Consider the following 16,381-nt stretch of genomic DNA (forward strand, 5'->3'; position numbering starts at 1 on the left):
TCTTACCCTAGCTCTGATAGCGCCATTTTGTTTCAAACCTTATTGCTGATCAGGCAAGTCCGCTTGTCAATAGGCTTTGAGATGCGCTAACCCTGGTATAACGCCCATGCTAAGGCTGTTGCTGTGGTTTCGTGACCGGCGACTAACAAAGTCATCAATTCATCGCGCAACTCTTCATCAGTCATAGGTTGATCGGCTTCATCCCTAGCAGCTATGAGTAAGCTAAGAATATCTGTCCGTGATGAATCTGGTTGTTCTCGACGTTCCCGAATTTCGAGGTAGATGAGTTCGTCAGCTTCTTGCTGAAGGCGCATCTGGTTTCCCCAGAAGTTAATCGGGCCAAAATCCCTTTGGAAGGCTGGAAAATAAAGCAAAGCCACACTTAAGCGAGAACTGGCTTTTTCTAAAAGCTCGCCCAAAAAATGCTGTAGTTTTTCGGCGCGAGGCCCTTCATATAGACCAAATACAGCCTGCATAATCACCCGCAGGGTAATAGCTTGAGTTACAGACCGAATATTAAAGGGTTTACCTATTTGGTATTGGCTGATAACTTGCTTGGTGACATCGGTAATCACCTCGCTATAGTTCCGCATTCTTTCACCATGAAAGGGAGGCATTAACAACTGACGTTGACGCTGGTGTTCTGCGCCGCTGATGGTAATCACAGAATGCTTTCCCAGCAAAGGTTCAAAAATATCATTCAGATCGCCAGGTACTTCTAATTCCTTGGTATCATTTGTTAAAATTTGCTGTTGCGCTTGGGGGTTGCTGACAATCACCAAAGGAGGAAGATTTTTGTCTAATCTGAGAGTAAAAATCTCGCCATAGCTTTTAGCACAAGCCTCCATAAATGACATCGGATTAGCAATCCAGCGTAGCATCTGCACAACTGCTGGAGTTTGTGGGCCATTTGGGAATTTCATAAATTTTTTTCCTACTTCAACTAATTTAAATTTTGCTTGCGTAACCATTTAAAGTACTTATTCTAACGTTGCAAAAAAGCAATAAACTGTTACAACCTCGAAGATGTAAAATTTTGGTTAAATTCAACGAGCATCTACAGTTTCACCTCCTCGTCAAAAGGTACTCAGCATGACTGCAATCTCCGCAAAGGCATCTTCAGCGCTTCCCAATTTTTCTGAAGGGATTCAATATTTTGGTGAAGCGTTACCAGATTTTGAAACTTATGGTGCTACAGCTGCTATTGAGTCGGGCAAAATAGCGATCGCATCTCCCACAGAACCAAATGCAGTATATCAAACTTTACTGGCTGCCGATGCCTTACGCTACCTGACTTTACAAGTTACTGGTAGTAAAGCTTCTGGGCATCCCGGCGGATTTGCCAGCCAAGCAGAAGCTTACGCATCTCTTGTCATGCTGGGATACAAGAACATTATTACTGAAGTCGGACACCACGCCCCTGGATTTTATAGTGCCATGTTCTTGGATCGTTCGCTAGAGGACATGGGAATATTTACAGTTCAACAATTGCGCGATCGCTTCCGAGAAAAGCACGGACTTTTAGGACATCTTTCTGGTTACATTCCCGGTATTCTCGCACCTGCTGGGCCTTTGGGACAAGGGCAACACTTTGCAATGGCGGCTGCACTGTTGCACAAAGATAAGTTGTTCCCCTTTACAGTTGGGGATGGTGGATTGGGTGAGCCTTATATTGTAAGTGCGATCGCGCATTTCCATACAGCTTATCCTGCTGTCACCAACTTCTTACCGATATTAGTGTGGAACGGTTACAGCCAAGAACATCACAGCATGGTTTCTCTAAAAACCAATGAACAGATGCAAGCATATTGGCAAGGTAACGGTTTTGATGAAGTGGTGTTAGTGGATGCCAAAGATTTCGACGATAAAAACCAACCAGGGGATTACGTTGATAGTACTGCCTTTTCCTTTGAGAAACGCCTAGCATTCACTGAAGCCGTACTTTCGGGTGTAGATAAAGCAGCGCGTTTTGCATTGGGCGGTAAACTTACCGTCTTCATTATTAAACAACTCAAAGGTGCAGGAGTCCACGCGCGGGGTGCAAAATCTCACAACCTCTATCCTAAAGACACGTTGGATGCGCCACATATTATCAGTGCATTGCAAACCCGTGCTTTGTCTGCGGAAGCTTGGCAATTAGTCAGAACAAATGCCGAACGTGCAGGTGGTGGCCCAGCAGCCAAAACGGTGGTGACAGAGTTTGAATTCCCATTACCAGATTTAGGCGAATTACCTTTAGAAGAATATGCAGTTGGTGGTGAACCCAAAGTTTCCACAACCGCGATGGGACGATTGGTAGGAATCGTAGGAAATAAAGATCGAAATTTCCTTGTCACCAACGCCGATGGGAATGAAGCATCAGGAATTGCCAACATCAACCAAGCATTAAAGATTATCCACCCCACAACCGACGACTTATATTTCCAAGCACCAAATGGACAAGTTTATGAACCATTGAGTGAAGATGCTTGTGCCGGTTTAGCTGCCGGTTTAGCGTTAATGGGTGCGAGAACTTTGTGGTGTTCTTACGAATCTTTTGCCATCAACGGATTACCAATTTGGCAAACTGTAACCCAATCAATGGCAGAATTGCGCCGTCAAACTCCTTCGACTATTACTTTATTCACAGCAGGTGCATTAGAGCAAGGGCGCAACGGTTGGACTCACCAACGTCCAGAAATTGAAGCTTACTTTGCTTCGTTGATGCGAAATGGAAATATTTTTCCATTATTTCCGCCTGATGCTAATAGTATTCAAGCTTGTTATGATTGGGCGTTGAAAACTAAGAATAAGGGAATTGTGATAACTGCAAGTAAAACGCCATTACCAATTCGCACTACTTTAGAACAAACTCGTCAAGGGTTGCGCGATGGTGCTGTGCTATTACATGAAGTCGCTGGTGATAAACAAGTTGTATTTGCTGTAATTGGTGATTTAACATTAATACCAGTATTTGAAGCTGCTGCTTTTTTAGAAACTGAAGGTATTGGCGTGAAGATAGTTACTGTCATCAATCCTCGGCAATTGTACCGTAGCCATGATACTGCTTGGGATACTTGTTCTGAACCCGAAGGCGGTTTCTTGGATGATGCCAAATTTGCCGAATTATTTGATGGTGATGCGTTAATTGCTGTTACTGGTGGCGCTGCGGGGATGCTGGAACCAATTCTGTTGCGGAGTACGGCGAAGCGCGACACTTTTGCTTGGAAGCGTGGGGAAACTACAGCCAGTGCTGGTGAGTTGATGGCCTTTAATGGATTAACTGCTGAAGCGTTGACGAAGAGAGCGATCGCTTTAGTGCATTAAGATTTAGGTTATTATTGCCGCAAATACACCCATATATACACAGAAAAAGAGGCATTTTTATGGGTGTATTTGCGGTTTTCTTATTCGATATGTTTTATTAACACATCTTTAATTTCTGGAGATGTCTAATAAATCAATTAGTACCTCCACAAGAGCCTGATTTTGTTCATCAGTGCCAACAGTAATACGTAATTTATCATCTAGTCCAGGTTGCTTAAAGTAGCGGATTAAAATTCCCCCTTCCTTCAGTTTTTGATAAAGATATTCTGCATTTCCTTCTCTTGGCTGTACCAACAAAAAGTTAGTTTGGGAATCCCAAATATGAAAACCTAATTGCTTCAAATCTGTTGCTAACTTAACCCGTGATGCCTTAATCTTTGCTACACAAGCATTTTTATAAGCTTGATCGGTAATAGCAGCTGTACCAATTGCACAAGCGATCGCATCAATGTTATAGCTATCTTTCACCTTAAACAATCCCTGCAACAATTGGGGATTCGCCACCCCAAAACCCAGGCGTAATCCTGCCAATGAGTACCCCTTAGAAAGTGTCCGAATCACGATGACGTTTTCGTATTCCTTTACCAAAGCCAAGGCATTTTCTTCGGTAAAATCTACATAAGCTTCATCAATCACCAAAACCCCAGATAACTGGCTGGCTAATTTTCGCAAGTCATCTGTTGCCACCACATGCCCTGATGGACTATTGGGCGAGGCAATAAATGTCACAGAACCATTGGCGGCAACCAGTTCTTCTAAAGGTAAGCTGTAGTCCTCGCTGTAGGAAATTTCAATAATTTCCGCCGCTTGCATTTCTGCCAACGTGCGATACAGCACGTAAGTTGGCATCGGGTAAACAACCTTCTTCCCAGGTTCTACACAGGCTCTAATGATTACGCTCAATAATTCATCACTACCATTTCCGACGATAATCCAATCACTAGGAACTTCTAAAACTTTACTTGCAGCTTGCCGGAACTCTCCACCGAAAGGTTCTGGATACCGCCGTAACCACTCACCATCGATATTCTGTAGCACAGCTAATGCGGCAGGAGAAGGAGGATAAGGGTTTTCATTGCTGTTAAGTTTAATAATCTGTTTACCGCGTTGAGGCTGCTCACCGGGAACGTAGCTAGCCATTGCATCAACATTGGAGCGAAAGTAGTTATTCATAGGGCATTGGGTATTGGGCATTGGGCAAAACAAACAGTTCCAAGTTCCGTTAGCGGGGCGTTGAGCCGGTTCTGAATGCTGAGTAAAGAATGAGATTTTCCAATAATTTTGTGGGGTGGGCAACATGAGCGCCCTGATAATGCAAGTTGTATACGTAACAGTTTACTCAGCACTCCTGAAGGCATTGGGCAAATTTCAACCCGCAATTTCTGACAATATCGTTTTTTGTCGTTTAGATCAAAAAATACGGCATCATAAATTACGAATTGACTAACAGTTTCATCTGAACCCTAGAAATATGACAGCGTGTCTTTTGACACGATTTTACTATTACAGCCACAATGCTACGTGGTAACTGTTTTTACTTGGTGTGAAAGAGAACGTGAAAAAGGATTTTTTGTTGCTAACAGTTGCTTTACCAAGTTTACTGATAGCGTTTCCTAGTTATGCTGCTGAGAGTGAAATTGAGCAGAGAAATAATCATAAATCGACCGAAGTCATTTCAGATATTCCAAGTTTGAGTGAAATTGAGTTACCCGCCACTAATGCCGAATTATTATCTCAACAATCTATACCGATTCAAGTTAATCCAGAAGAAACTCAGCCAGAAACAGAGCAAACTCCCAGCGATGATGCAGACATTTCGATAGAAGCGATCGCAGAACCAGATAATCTACCTCAATCTACTCCAACTTACGTAATTGATCGAGAAGAAATTAAAAAGCAGGGTGCTGCAAGTTTAGCCGATATTTTGAAAAGAATGCCTGGTTTTGCAATCAATGATGTCGGTCATGGTGCAGATATTCACACAGGTACATACTATCGAGGAGCCTCAATTAATCAATCTGTATTTTTGATTAATGGCAGACCAATTAACAACAATGTCAACACTTATCATGGTGGCACTGATTTAAATAGTATTCCTGTAGAGGCAATTGAACGAGTGGAATTATATAGCGGTACAGCCTCCGCTTTATATGGTTCTTCAGCCTTTGGAGGAGTTGTGAATATTATCACCAAAGAAGGTTATGGCAAACCTAAATTGAGTGGAAGTGCAGAATTTGGCTCATTGAGTTTAAATAATCAACAAGTGACTTATGGTGGTTCATCTGATAAAGTTAAGTACAACTTTAGCTTTGAAAGATTCTTTACAGATAACCGTTATCGCGTCCCTGTAGGTGCAGCTAATCGTGATAGTCAGGGGTTTTTATCAAATGCAGACACAGCGACAAGTACTTATTTTGGTAGCATTGGACTAGATTTAGATCAGAAAAATTCATTGAATTTAGATGTTACTAAACTCAGCAGTCGTCGCGGCTTAATTTATTTTGGCTTTCCTCTCCAAACAGATAGATTAGACCACGATGGTTTAAATGTTGGCTTATCTTGGAAAACTCGACTAGGTAATGGCGAAAGCTCTAATCTAACAACCTCAATTGGTTATAACCAAGATTATTTCAGCACTTATGGCCCTACAGGAGCATTTTACCGTACAGGAGCTTTAGATACACAACAACTCACAGCTAGGGTAGATCATGAGTGGAAAATTACTGCCAATAATAAATTGCGTTGGGGATTAGATTTGAAAAACACCGACTTAATCGGTGATGTTTTGAGTACAAATCCTAGTAGTATTGCCAAAAATGAAACTGAAGATCGGAGTTTGTTCAATACAGCTTTATTCGCTGTCAATACTTGGAATATTAGCGATAATTTTTTGATAGATTTAGGCTTAAGACAAAGCTTTGACAGCCAATTTGGAAATTATCTTAACCCAAGTGTAGGGTTACGTTATGCCGTCACACCAATAGTAGCAGTGCGTGGAAGTTGGGCAGGAGGACAACGCAATCCTGGGTTAGATCAGTTGTATGTTTATGATACAGTTCATGGTTGGGAACCCAATCCTGATTTAAGACCGGAAACGGGTTCTACTTGGACTGCGGGAGTGGATGTTAATTTTGCTCAAAATCTGATTGGACAGTTTACTTACTTTGGTAGTAGTATAGGCGATCGCTTGGGAGTCATCGCCGGAAAATGGGCAAACATTGGACTAGTAGATACCAATGGTTTAGAGGCTGCATTGCAATTAAAAATTGCCAATAGCTGGTCAACTTTCCTCAACTATACCTATACAGATGCTCAAATCAAAACAGGAACAGAGGCAGGTTTGCAGTTAGGTTTGATTCCCTACTCTGTACTGCAAACTGGCGTGGGTTATCAAAATTCCGGTTGGCAGGCTAATTTGTATGTTACCTACAATAGTGGCGCTCGTAGATCCATCTTCGCTAACCCCAGTGACAAGCCTACAGATTTTGCACCGTCTTTCGTGAATTTAGATTTGAGCGGGCGTATACCTCTAACTAGCAATTTAGGATTGACAGTTTACTTAGAAAATCTACTGGGTGAGCAATATGAGCGAGTTAATCGCATATATAGCCCTGGATTTACTTTCCGTGTGGGTTTAAGCGCCAATTTTTAGATATTACAGCTATTTTCAGGTAAATAGCTGTAAATGTAGAGATTTTGCAATGACAAAATCTCTACTTCAGGCGCAGGGTTTATCTTACCGTATATAGAAGAGGACGACTTGGAAACAAGAAACCTGCGATCGCCTGACGTGTTGACTAAACCAAGCTCCATTGCTGATGCAGAATGGGGACACGCTCACCGAAACAGTGCTGAGTAAGGGGTGCTGAGTAAAAAGTAATAGTCGCACTGGCTCATCGCCCCACTACCGCTAACAGCACTCCTGAAACATTTAACCAAACTTTTTTTCTGAAGGTGATAGGAAAGCGATCGCAAGTGGGTAAGTTACATCTAGAACACACAACCACTTCCTACACCAGGGAAAACACTTATGAAAACCGAATTGAAAGCAAAGTTTATCCAACACATCCTCGACAAAAAGAAGGAAAACGAAGGTTTCACACTTATTGAATTATTAGTAGTAATTATCATCATCGGTATTTTGTCTGCGATCGCTCTACCTTCTTTCTTGAACCAAGCTAACAAAGCCAAGCAGTCTGAAGCTAAAACTTATACAGGTTCCATGAACCGCGCCCAACAAGCTTATTACTTAGAACAGAACACATTTGCAACTAGTGGAGCTAGCTTTGGTAACTTAGGTCTTGGTATTGCAACACAAACATCAAATTACAAGTACGTCATTACTGGTAATGCTAGTCAAGTAACCAACCAAGCACAAACAGTACTTGGTACTGCACCTCTAAAAACTTATATTGGTGGTGTGGGTGTAGCAACACAAGCTGCTACCAGTGAAGCTACTACCATAGCTATTTTATGCGAAGCTTCACAAGCTAGAGTTAACGGTGGTGCAGATGGTACAGCAAGCGCTGATTTTACAACTAACGCTAATGGCTCGCCAACTTGTCCCGCTAGCTACGTTAGCTTATCTAAGTAGATAAGTGAGTTAGTAGATAAAAATTACTCACCTAGAATACTTGATATCAAATCTTAAGTTGTCAAAACGACTTTTATTCAGCTAAATCACGTCTTTTTTCAAGTGGGTAGATTCTTCTATCCACTTGATTTCAATTTTGTGATTTATGCACAATGATATTGCTCATACTTTTTTCTAAGAAAATCACAATGATTACTAATATATATAATTGGCAAAATCAGGCTAAAGAGTACTTTCTCCAAGAAAAATATCTGCAAGCGACACAGTTATATGAGCGAGCAATAGAAATAGAACCCAATACTATTTCTTATTATTGGCATTTAGGGTTACTATTGCTATTACAAGGGCAAGAAGCAGAAGCTCAAATGACTTGGATGCTGCCAATGACAGAGGCAGATGAGGAACAGTTAGCAATTTGGACAAATGAATTACTTCAAGTTTTACAAATAGAAGCTGAAAGGCGTGAAACACTGGCAGAATATTCTGTAGCTTGGTTAATTCGCCAACATATACGAGAAATTAATCCTAGTAATCTCAATAATTTGCTTCAAATTCTTCTACTTTCTATCAAATTAGAAAAATTTGAAGAAATTGAGAATTTGAATGAGTGGGGATTAATTGAAAGCTTAAATTACAAAGAAAATACAGAAATTAATGCGGAATTATTAATCCAATTTTTAAAAGAATTTTTAAATGCTGCTCCCTTACATCCAATTCACCTAAATTTAATAGAAGCTAGTCTTCCTTATTTCTCTGACACTCATAAATGCTTCTGTATATTGCTTCCTGCTGCTATCCAAATTGGCCATACTTTGCGACAGCCTTTACTAGCGGCATCTATTCTAAAATTGCATTTAAAATTAGAACCAGATAATGTAGAGATTTTGCGGCACTTAGCAACTTTTTATCAAGATGCTCGTAATTATTCGCAAGGGATAGAGACAGCTAAGTTATGTTATTCCCTATCAGAAGGTTTGGCTGATAAAATTTTTGCGCTCCATCTGATGTTAAGAGGTTTAATGTCAGCAGGTGGATATTGGCAGGAGATATGTACAACTTGCCAAGAATTAGAAACTGTATATAAACAGTTTATTGAAACTCAACCAATTCTTTTAGAAGAAGGAAGAATATTACGGTTGCTTACGCCAGCCTTTGCGATACCTCACATTAAAGATGCTCCTTCTGAATTTCGATTTATTCATAATAAAATAGCTGAAATTTTTAATAATGATATTCAAGCTCTTGCACAATCACAAGAAAAAAACTATCATCATAAACTTATTAATAATCAATATTTAACACCCCATACAAAGAAATTAAAAATTGGTTATGTATCTTACGCTTTAAGGAATCATTCTGTTGGTTGGCTAGCTCGCTGGTTATTTCAACATCATGACCGAGATAAATTTGATATTCATACTTATTTTGTTAATTATCAGTTAGTAGATGATCTTCTCCAAGACTGGTATTTCAATCACGCAGGTAATGCTCATAAATTAGGTATGAATGGTCTAGAAATCGCTGACCAAATATATCAAGATGAAATTGATATTTTAATTGATCTTGATAGCATTACTTTAGATATTACCAGTGAAGTGATGGCACTCAAACCAGCCCCAATTCAAGTTACTTGGCTGGGGTGGGATGCATCAGGTATACCTGCAATTGATTACTTTATTGCAGATCCTTATGTGTTGCCAAATGATGCCCAAAATTACTATACAGAAAAAATTTGGCGATTACCTCAAACTTATATAGCAGTAGATGGTTTTGAAGTTGGTGTCCCAACTCTCCGCCGCGATGACTTGGATATTCCTATGGATGCCGTTGTATATCTCAGTGCCCAAAGAGGATACAAACGCCATCCAGAAACGACAAAATGGCAAATGCAAATTATCAAACAAGTACCTAACAGCTACTTTTTGATTAAAGGACTGGCTGAGGAGGAAACAATTAAACGCTTCTTTTACCAAATTGCCGAAGAAGAAGGTGTAGATTGTTCTCGGTTACGGTTTTTGCCACAAGTCTATTTAGAGTCAGTTCATCGTGCTAATTTAGCCATTGCTGATATTGTATTAGATACATTTCCTTACAATGGGGCAACAACAACCTTAGAAACATTGTGGATGGGTATCCCTTTAGTGACAAGAGTCGGTGAACAGTTTGCAGCGCGTAATAGCTACACCATGATGATGAATGTAGGTGTGACAGAAGGTATCGCTTGGACAGATGAAGAATATATAGAATGGGGTGTGCGCTTGGGTAAAGATGAAGCTTTACGCCAGCAGGTGGCTTTGAAACTGAAAGCATCTCGACAAACAGCACCCCTTTGGAATGGTAAGCAGTTTACTCGTGAGATGGAGAAGGCTTATCAGCAAATGTGGCAGAGATATATTGAGAAAAAATAAGCTTGTAGTTCAGGAGTCAGAATTTAGAATACTCTATCCATGTGCCCTTATAGAAAAGCGATTTGACTTCTAAGTTCTTCTTGATAAAAAACTCCACGTCACTTGCGGGATGGAGTTTCCCGTCGCTTTCAATAAATAATTTTGAATAGCAAAAAATAGTGGCAAAAAAGCTGAACTTCCTTGCCACGCTTTGATTATAAGCTACTCATACAGTTTAATCAGGTAGGTACAATAGGCATAACAAGTGATGTTCCACACCCTATGCGCGATTTTTAATCAAGATTACTTGCACAATTTGTATTGCTATCTCACTAGAAACCCCTAAAGCTTGATATAGATCATTTAAAAAGTTTTTTTCTTCTTCAAGTACAATACCTTCAGCTAGGACTAAATCGGTCGCGACTGCAAAGGCTGCTTCCCGCAAATCTTGAGATAAAGAATCTTTTGCTGCATTAAACAAAGCATTAAAGCCATCACCCTGGAGAATGCCCAAGATTTTGTCAAACAATCTGTCCATCATTTCGTGAGGATAACTTTTAAAAAGTTTCATCCGAGACAACACAGAAATGATAGAATTTGCTTGCTCAACAGAAAGATAACCGTCCGAAGCTGTTGCCGTCAATATAATGACTGCAAAGGCTTCCGCTGGATTGAGTGCTGCTTGGGTTTGGCTTTCTGTGCCCAACACAGCGTCGAATAGACCCATTGTAGTAGCTCCTTGGTTAGAGTCCCAATAGCGCTATAGCTACCTGTGTGTTTGGTAGATTTACAGGTAAGACTGTAACGCTATGAGACTTTCATATCTTAGTGTTCCCAGGATTCATTCAAGGCGAACACTTGCACCCAATGGTTTTTTGCAGGAACTACATTGCAGTTTGTAAACTTTAGCGTTCTCCTGTTTTTTCTATTGTCTCAATTACCGCCAAACCTATACTAGAAGCTGCTATTAACAGCACTATTGATATCAAATAGGCATTTGTCAGTATCCGCAGGGCTTCATCGAAAAAAATATAGGTGGTCATTGCTTCACCTTTTGAACTTTGTGCTGCTAGTACTTTTTATTTCTCCACACCCTGATAGGTGTATTTCGCTGAGAAATTGCTAGCAATTGCATCTTAACAAAACTTTAGCTCTTTCAGAACACTGCTTAAAATTTTTCTTTCTGAAGATTTGATGAAGTTGGGGATTGGGGATTGGGGACTGGGGACGATTGGGGATTGGGGACTGGGGACTAGGGACTAGGGACTAGGGACTAGGGACTAGGGATTGGGGACTACCCTAAGCGCAGTCGTACCCCTCTGGGGAAGCTACGCGTAGCGTCCTGTAGGAAAGTGAGCGGAAGTATTGGGGATTGTGGACTGGGCACAAGAGCCGGAGGAGTGCGGGGGAAAGACTTACTCCAACTTCCCCCCTCTATCCCCCATACTTTCCCTAGTCCCCAGTCCCTATTACAAAACCTTTACCTGGTCTATTTCTAGAATCTTTTCTTCTTGAATTTCTGTAAACTTTTGTCCGGCGATGAGAACTATGACCAACATGAGTAAACTCGTCACCATAATAATGCTCACGACGTTGGGATCGTCGAAATTGCTCGTACCCACTAATAATGCTGCGGCAAAATTGCGTTGAGCGGTTCCTACTCCTAGTACTCGTTGGGTATCGATACCTGGGCCGCCCAAAAGATAACCTACGGAAAAGGAAAATACAATGAAAACCGCACAAACCAGGATTGCACCTGTTTGCAATAAAGTGATAATTTCGTAAAAATGTACAGCCAGCCTCACTGCTAGACCTAAAAATAATCCAGCACTAGATATTTTCGACACAATCGGCTGGAAGTTAGAGGCGATCGCAGCAAACTTGGCTTTGATAAATAACCCTATGGCTAATGGGCTTAACATCAAGAACAGCAAGGGTTTGGCAATGTCCCAAGAGTTAACTTGTACTCCTTGCAAAACTAAGGGCAGTGCGATCGGCATATATATAATTGTGCCAAACATCAGCAACATCATCAGTCCTGTAGAGAAAGCTACATTACCTTTGACTATTTGAGCAAGTTTGGGTAAAGCTGGGGGGCCTGCTGCTATTGCCATAATGATGAAACCATCTTTGATTGGTTCACTCAGAGGCACTATTTGCAATAGAAGATACACAAAAAGAGGTACCAAAACAAAATTTGCTACCAAAGATAAGACGATTAAACGAATATTGCGGAGTGGTTCCCAAATCTGCTGTACGGTTAGACGTAAACCAGTACCCAGCATGGTGGCAACAATGAAGGTGAGAAATGCTAGCTTGTCGATTAGTGGAAAGATATCGCTCATGATTTTTGATTAAAAAAATATCCAATTATTTATTGTGGGGTGGAGTATGTGAGCGCCTTTGGCTACTGGGCGGGCAAGATGCCCACCCCACAAGATTATTTCTTGGAAATCCCTAAGTTCTGTTGTATTTGAGGTTGTTCTGACTTGATATCAAGAGTGACTTGTTGTAAGTTGCCTGTGAATGCAAAGGGGACTTTGTAGATTTCAACTACAGGTGTACCTGTATCGCGACCGACATCAAAGGTTTCGTCAAGGGCCCAACGAAAAGCGACAGTTTTGGCAATTCGACCCTCGGCTACCTGTTTATCGTTGATGAATAGTTTGCCAGTTCCACCAGTCCCAAGAGTGCCACCGTCGTAGTCAAAATCAAATCTCAGTGTAGATTTACCTGTGGGTACTGTTTCTGTAGATTGAATAATGTAGCGTTCGGCATTGACGAAATTGTAGGCATAAGTCGGTTTGCCATCCTCAAGGAAGAAACTCCAACCAGAAAAGCGTCCGCCTTGTGTCAATAGAACGCCCTCTGCACCGCTTTCGGGAATATCTACATTTGCAGTGATACTGAAGGAGCGATTTTTGATGTTGGGGGCACTACCTTCTGGAATTCCGAATGTGCCTGGATAGTAAGTAAAACTGGTGCGTCCTGTAAGTAAGCTGGGGCGGAGTTGGATATCAAACCGTTCAAAAGCGCGATCGTCTAATGGTAATACTTGGTATTTCTTGGCTTCAGACAAAAACAACTTCTGGAGTTTTTGCAGCTTTTCGGGATTTTGATCGGCTAAGTTGTTCGCTTCACTAAAATCTTTCTCAATATTGTATAGTTCCCACGGATCTTGCTCAAAGTCAGCTTTGATAGTAGCTTGCCAAGGTAAACGAGGATGACGAGCCGCCGCAATCCAGCCTTGATCGTAAATGGCTCGATTACCAAGCATCTCGAAATACTGAGTTTTACGATGGGAAGGAACATCGGCATCATCAAAGGTGTAGGCGAGGCTAGTACCTTCAATTGGTTGTTGTTTGACTCCATTAACTTGAGTCGGGGCAGTAATTCCTGTAGCTTCTAAAATGGTGGGCGCAATATCAATTACATGATGGAATTGGCTGCGGAGTCCTCCTCGATCTTTGATGCGATCGCCCCAAGAAATTACTAAGGGATTCCGAGTCCCACCAAAGTGAGAAGCGATTTGTTTTGTCCATTGAAAGGGAGCGCTCACCGCCCATGCCCAACCCGCAGGAAAATGATTGAATGTCTTAGGACTCCCCAATTCATCAATTGAGGCTAGTAGTTGTTCTGGATTTTCGGGTACGCCGTTAAAGACTTTTAACTCATTGACACTACCTGTTAAACCACCTTCGGCACTGGCTCCGTTGTCCCCGACTATGTAAATTACTAAGGTGTTATCTAGTTCGCCAAGTTGATCTATACCATCAATCAACCGTCCCACTTCATAGTCTGTATGTGCCAAAAACCCGGCAAACACTTCTACCATGTGGCTATAAAGTTTCTGCTGGTCTGCTGATAGGGAATCCCAAGCAGGTAGTTCTTTCGGACGGGGAGTTAGCTGGGCATTTTCTGGAATCACACCCAGTTGTTTCTGGCGAGCAAAGGTTTCTTCCCGTAATTTATCCCACCCTTGGTTAAACTTGCCTTGATATTTGTCAATCCAGGCTTTGGGCGCGTGGTGGGGTGCGTGGGTAGCACCAGTAGCAAGATAGGTAAAGAAAGGTTTGTCAGGGGCAATAGATTGTTGAGAGCGAATCCAGGCGATCGCATGGTCTACTAAATCTGGGGTCAAGTGATAATCTGGGTTATCGCTAGGTTTGTCCACCCGCTTGGTATTTTCTACCAAAGCCGGAGACCATTGGTTAGTATCACCACCCAAGAAACCGTAAAAATATTCAAATCCTAACCTTGTCGGCCAGCGGTCAAAAGGGCCAGCCGCACTGGTTTCATAGTCTGGTGTGTTATGCCACTTACCGAAAGCAGCCGTGTTATAGCCATTTTGACGCAGCACTTCTGCCACAGTGGCAGCACTCTGAGGCAAAATCGCCGTGTAACCTGGATAACCTGTAGCTAACTCTGTGACTACACCTGTACTTACTGAGTGATGGTTGCGCCCGGTTAACAATGCTGCCCGTGTCGGTGAACAGAGGGCTGTAGTGTGGAACTGGTTATAGCGTAATCCTCTTTCGGCCAAGCGAGTCAAATTAGGAGTTTCGACTGGGCCGCCAAAGGTACTTGCTTGTCCAAAGCCCACATCATCTAGCAGTATTAGCAGCACATTGGGAGCTTGTGCCGGAGCAGTGATTGATGACGGAAAATCCGGTTTTGAATCTTTGTAGGTAATGCCGATTTTGCCTTTGAATGACTCTTCAGGAATCGGCAGAACCTTTGATGTCGCTGCTAGGGCAGGGCCAGTAAATGTAAACAAGACGACGAGGAAAGAGAGGGCGAGCGATCGCCAAAGTAAACGTGACATATATATTTAATCCTTTGGATTATTAGGTATGGGGATTGGGGACTGGGGAGTAGATGGGAAGTTGGAGTAAGTCTTTACCTTCGCCCTTCTGGCTTTTGTTCCCAATACCCAATCTCTTTGACTTACTTCAAGTTCTTCACCAAGCGAAAGCCGATATGCGTTGTTCCGGTGTCGGGGGCTTGAGACTCGCGTGCTGCTGGGCGGTAGCGGCTGCAATAGTTGGGCGCACACAAATAAGAGCCTCCTTTAATTACGTGTAGGGCAATTTCTGTGGGTTTATTGGGGTCAAAACTCTGCTTTGGGCCTGTGGGGTTCATACTATGAGTTTTGCTGTTATGTCCTAAAGCAAACCAGTCAAGGGTCAATTCCCAGACGTTACCAGCCATGTCATAAAGACCATAACCATTGGGTGCAAAGGAGCCGACTGGAGATGTGCCCAGATAACCATCATTTGTAGTGTTGAAAAAAGGGAATATTCCTTGCCAGGTGTTAGCTTTTTTCTCAGAATACTGATTGCCCCAAATGTAGGTTGTGTTGTCTAATCCACCACGGGCGGCGTATTCCCACTGAGCTTCAGTAGGTAGTGATTTTTCTGCCCATTTGGCGTAAGCTGCGGCATCTTCGTAGGCAATGTGAACGACTGGATGATTTTCTTTTGCAGCGATTGCACTGTCAGGACCAGAGGGATGTTGCCAATTAGCTCCAGTTGTCCAATGCCACCAACTCAAAAAGCTCTCACCTGGCTTTGCAATCTGGAATACGAGGGAACCTGGCGATCGCTGCTCATCAGGTAGATCGGGAAACTCTTCTTTAGATAAAGGACGTTCTGCAACTGTCACATATCCAGTAGCTTTGATAAACTGAGCAAATTGGGCGTTTGTGACTTCGTATTTGTCAATGCAGAAGGAAGTGACTGTTACATTCTCTGCCGATTTCTCTTCGACAAAGCCAGAATTATCTGACCCTATTTTGAAACTACCTTCGGGAATTAGCGCCATCTCTTGAGGACAGTTGCTTTGTGTGGTGTCAATCGTGGCTGCAAATGCAGTTGAGTTCATCAAGAGAATAAACAGTAACGTTAAAAAAGTGAGAAAACAACAATTTTTCCCTGGCTTTGACATTGTAGAAATTAACCCCCTGCCGCAGGGCGGAATTAAAAATTAAAAATTAAAAATCAATACAGCGTAAACGTTTCATTGATTGGGCATGAGTGGTTTTTTTATGCCGTTTTTTACTAGATTGGGCGGTTGCAGTTCATAACAAAACAGT

General features: G+C 42.0%; 10 protein-coding genes and 1 pseudogene. 4 read left to right on the forward strand and 7 right to left on the reverse strand.

Annotated elements, in window-relative coordinates; all coding sequences use genetic code 11:
• Positions 1–95: 95 nt before the first annotated feature.
• Positions 96–923: pseudogene (locus V7L31_RS11540) on the reverse strand (cytochrome P450); the annotation flags it as partial.
• Positions 924–1,092: 169 nt separating this feature from the next.
• Here V7L31_RS11540 and V7L31_RS11545 point away from each other — a divergent pair.
• On the forward strand, positions 1,093–3,306 hold the full coding sequence (locus V7L31_RS11545) for a phosphoketolase (RefSeq protein WP_334696346.1): 2,214 nt from the start codon (positions 1,093–1,095) through the stop codon (positions 3,304–3,306).
• A gap of 108 nt (positions 3,307–3,414) precedes the next feature.
• Here V7L31_RS11545 and hisC read toward each other — a convergent pair whose 3' ends face one another.
• Positions 3,415–4,479 (reverse strand): histidinol-phosphate transaminase, encoded by a 1,065-nt coding sequence (hisC, locus tag V7L31_RS11550; RefSeq protein WP_334696347.1) that lies wholly within the window; start codon positions 4,477–4,479, stop codon positions 3,415–3,417.
• Between the two features lie 382 nt (positions 4,480–4,861).
• Here hisC and V7L31_RS11555 point away from each other — a divergent pair, with 382 nt between their 5' ends.
• From V7L31_RS11555 to V7L31_RS11565, 3 genes are all read left to right on the forward strand, one after another.
• On the forward strand, positions 4,862–6,958 hold the full coding sequence (locus V7L31_RS11555; RefSeq protein ID WP_334696348.1) for a TonB-dependent receptor plug domain-containing protein: 2,097 nt from the start codon (positions 4,862–4,864) through the stop codon (positions 6,956–6,958).
• 378 nt (positions 6,959–7,336) lie between these two features.
• Complete coding sequence (locus V7L31_RS11560; RefSeq protein ID WP_334696349.1) at positions 7,337–7,900, forward strand: type IV pilin-like G/H family protein; 564 nt, start codon at positions 7,337–7,339, stop codon at positions 7,898–7,900.
• Between the two features lie 188 nt (positions 7,901–8,088).
• Positions 8,089–10,308, forward strand: coding sequence for an O-linked N-acetylglucosamine transferase, SPINDLY family protein (locus tag V7L31_RS11565; RefSeq protein WP_334696350.1), 2,220 nt, complete (start codon positions 8,089–8,091; stop codon positions 10,306–10,308).
• A 259-nt stretch (positions 10,309–10,567) separates the two neighbouring features.
• On the opposite strand, the gene V7L31_RS11570 is transcribed toward V7L31_RS11565, so the two are convergent.
• The 5 genes from V7L31_RS11570 to V7L31_RS11590 all read right to left on the reverse strand — a co-directional run bounded on the left by V7L31_RS11570 (position 10,568) and on the right by V7L31_RS11590 (position 16,170).
• Positions 10,568–11,014 (reverse strand): tellurite resistance TerB family protein, encoded by a 447-nt coding sequence (locus V7L31_RS11570; protein ID WP_179064900.1) that lies wholly within the window; start codon positions 11,012–11,014, stop codon positions 10,568–10,570.
• Positions 11,015–11,192: 178 nt separating this feature from the next.
• On the reverse strand, positions 11,193–11,330 hold the full coding sequence (locus V7L31_RS11575; RefSeq protein WP_179064901.1) for a hypothetical protein: 138 nt from the start codon (positions 11,328–11,330) through the stop codon (positions 11,193–11,195).
• Between the two features lie 426 nt (positions 11,331–11,756).
• Positions 11,757–12,632, reverse strand: a complete 876-nt coding sequence (locus tag V7L31_RS11580; RefSeq protein WP_334696351.1) for a bile acid:sodium symporter family protein — start codon at positions 12,630–12,632, stop codon at positions 11,757–11,759.
• A gap of 95 nt (positions 12,633–12,727) precedes the next feature.
• Positions 12,728–15,112: an arylsulfatase gene (locus tag V7L31_RS11585; RefSeq protein ID WP_334696352.1), complete on the reverse strand. Its 2,385-nt coding sequence runs from the start codon at positions 15,110–15,112 to the stop codon at positions 12,728–12,730.
• Positions 15,113–15,234: 122 nt separating this feature from the next.
• Entirely contained in the window at positions 15,235–16,170 is a 936-nt protein-coding gene (locus tag V7L31_RS11590) for a formylglycine-generating enzyme family protein (RefSeq protein WP_334696353.1), read from the reverse strand.
• Positions 16,171–16,381 lie beyond the last annotated feature (211 nt).

The organism is Nostoc sp., from assembly GCF_036916655.1.
Lineage (GTDB): Bacteria > Cyanobacteriota > Cyanobacteriia > Cyanobacteriales > Nostocaceae > Nostoc.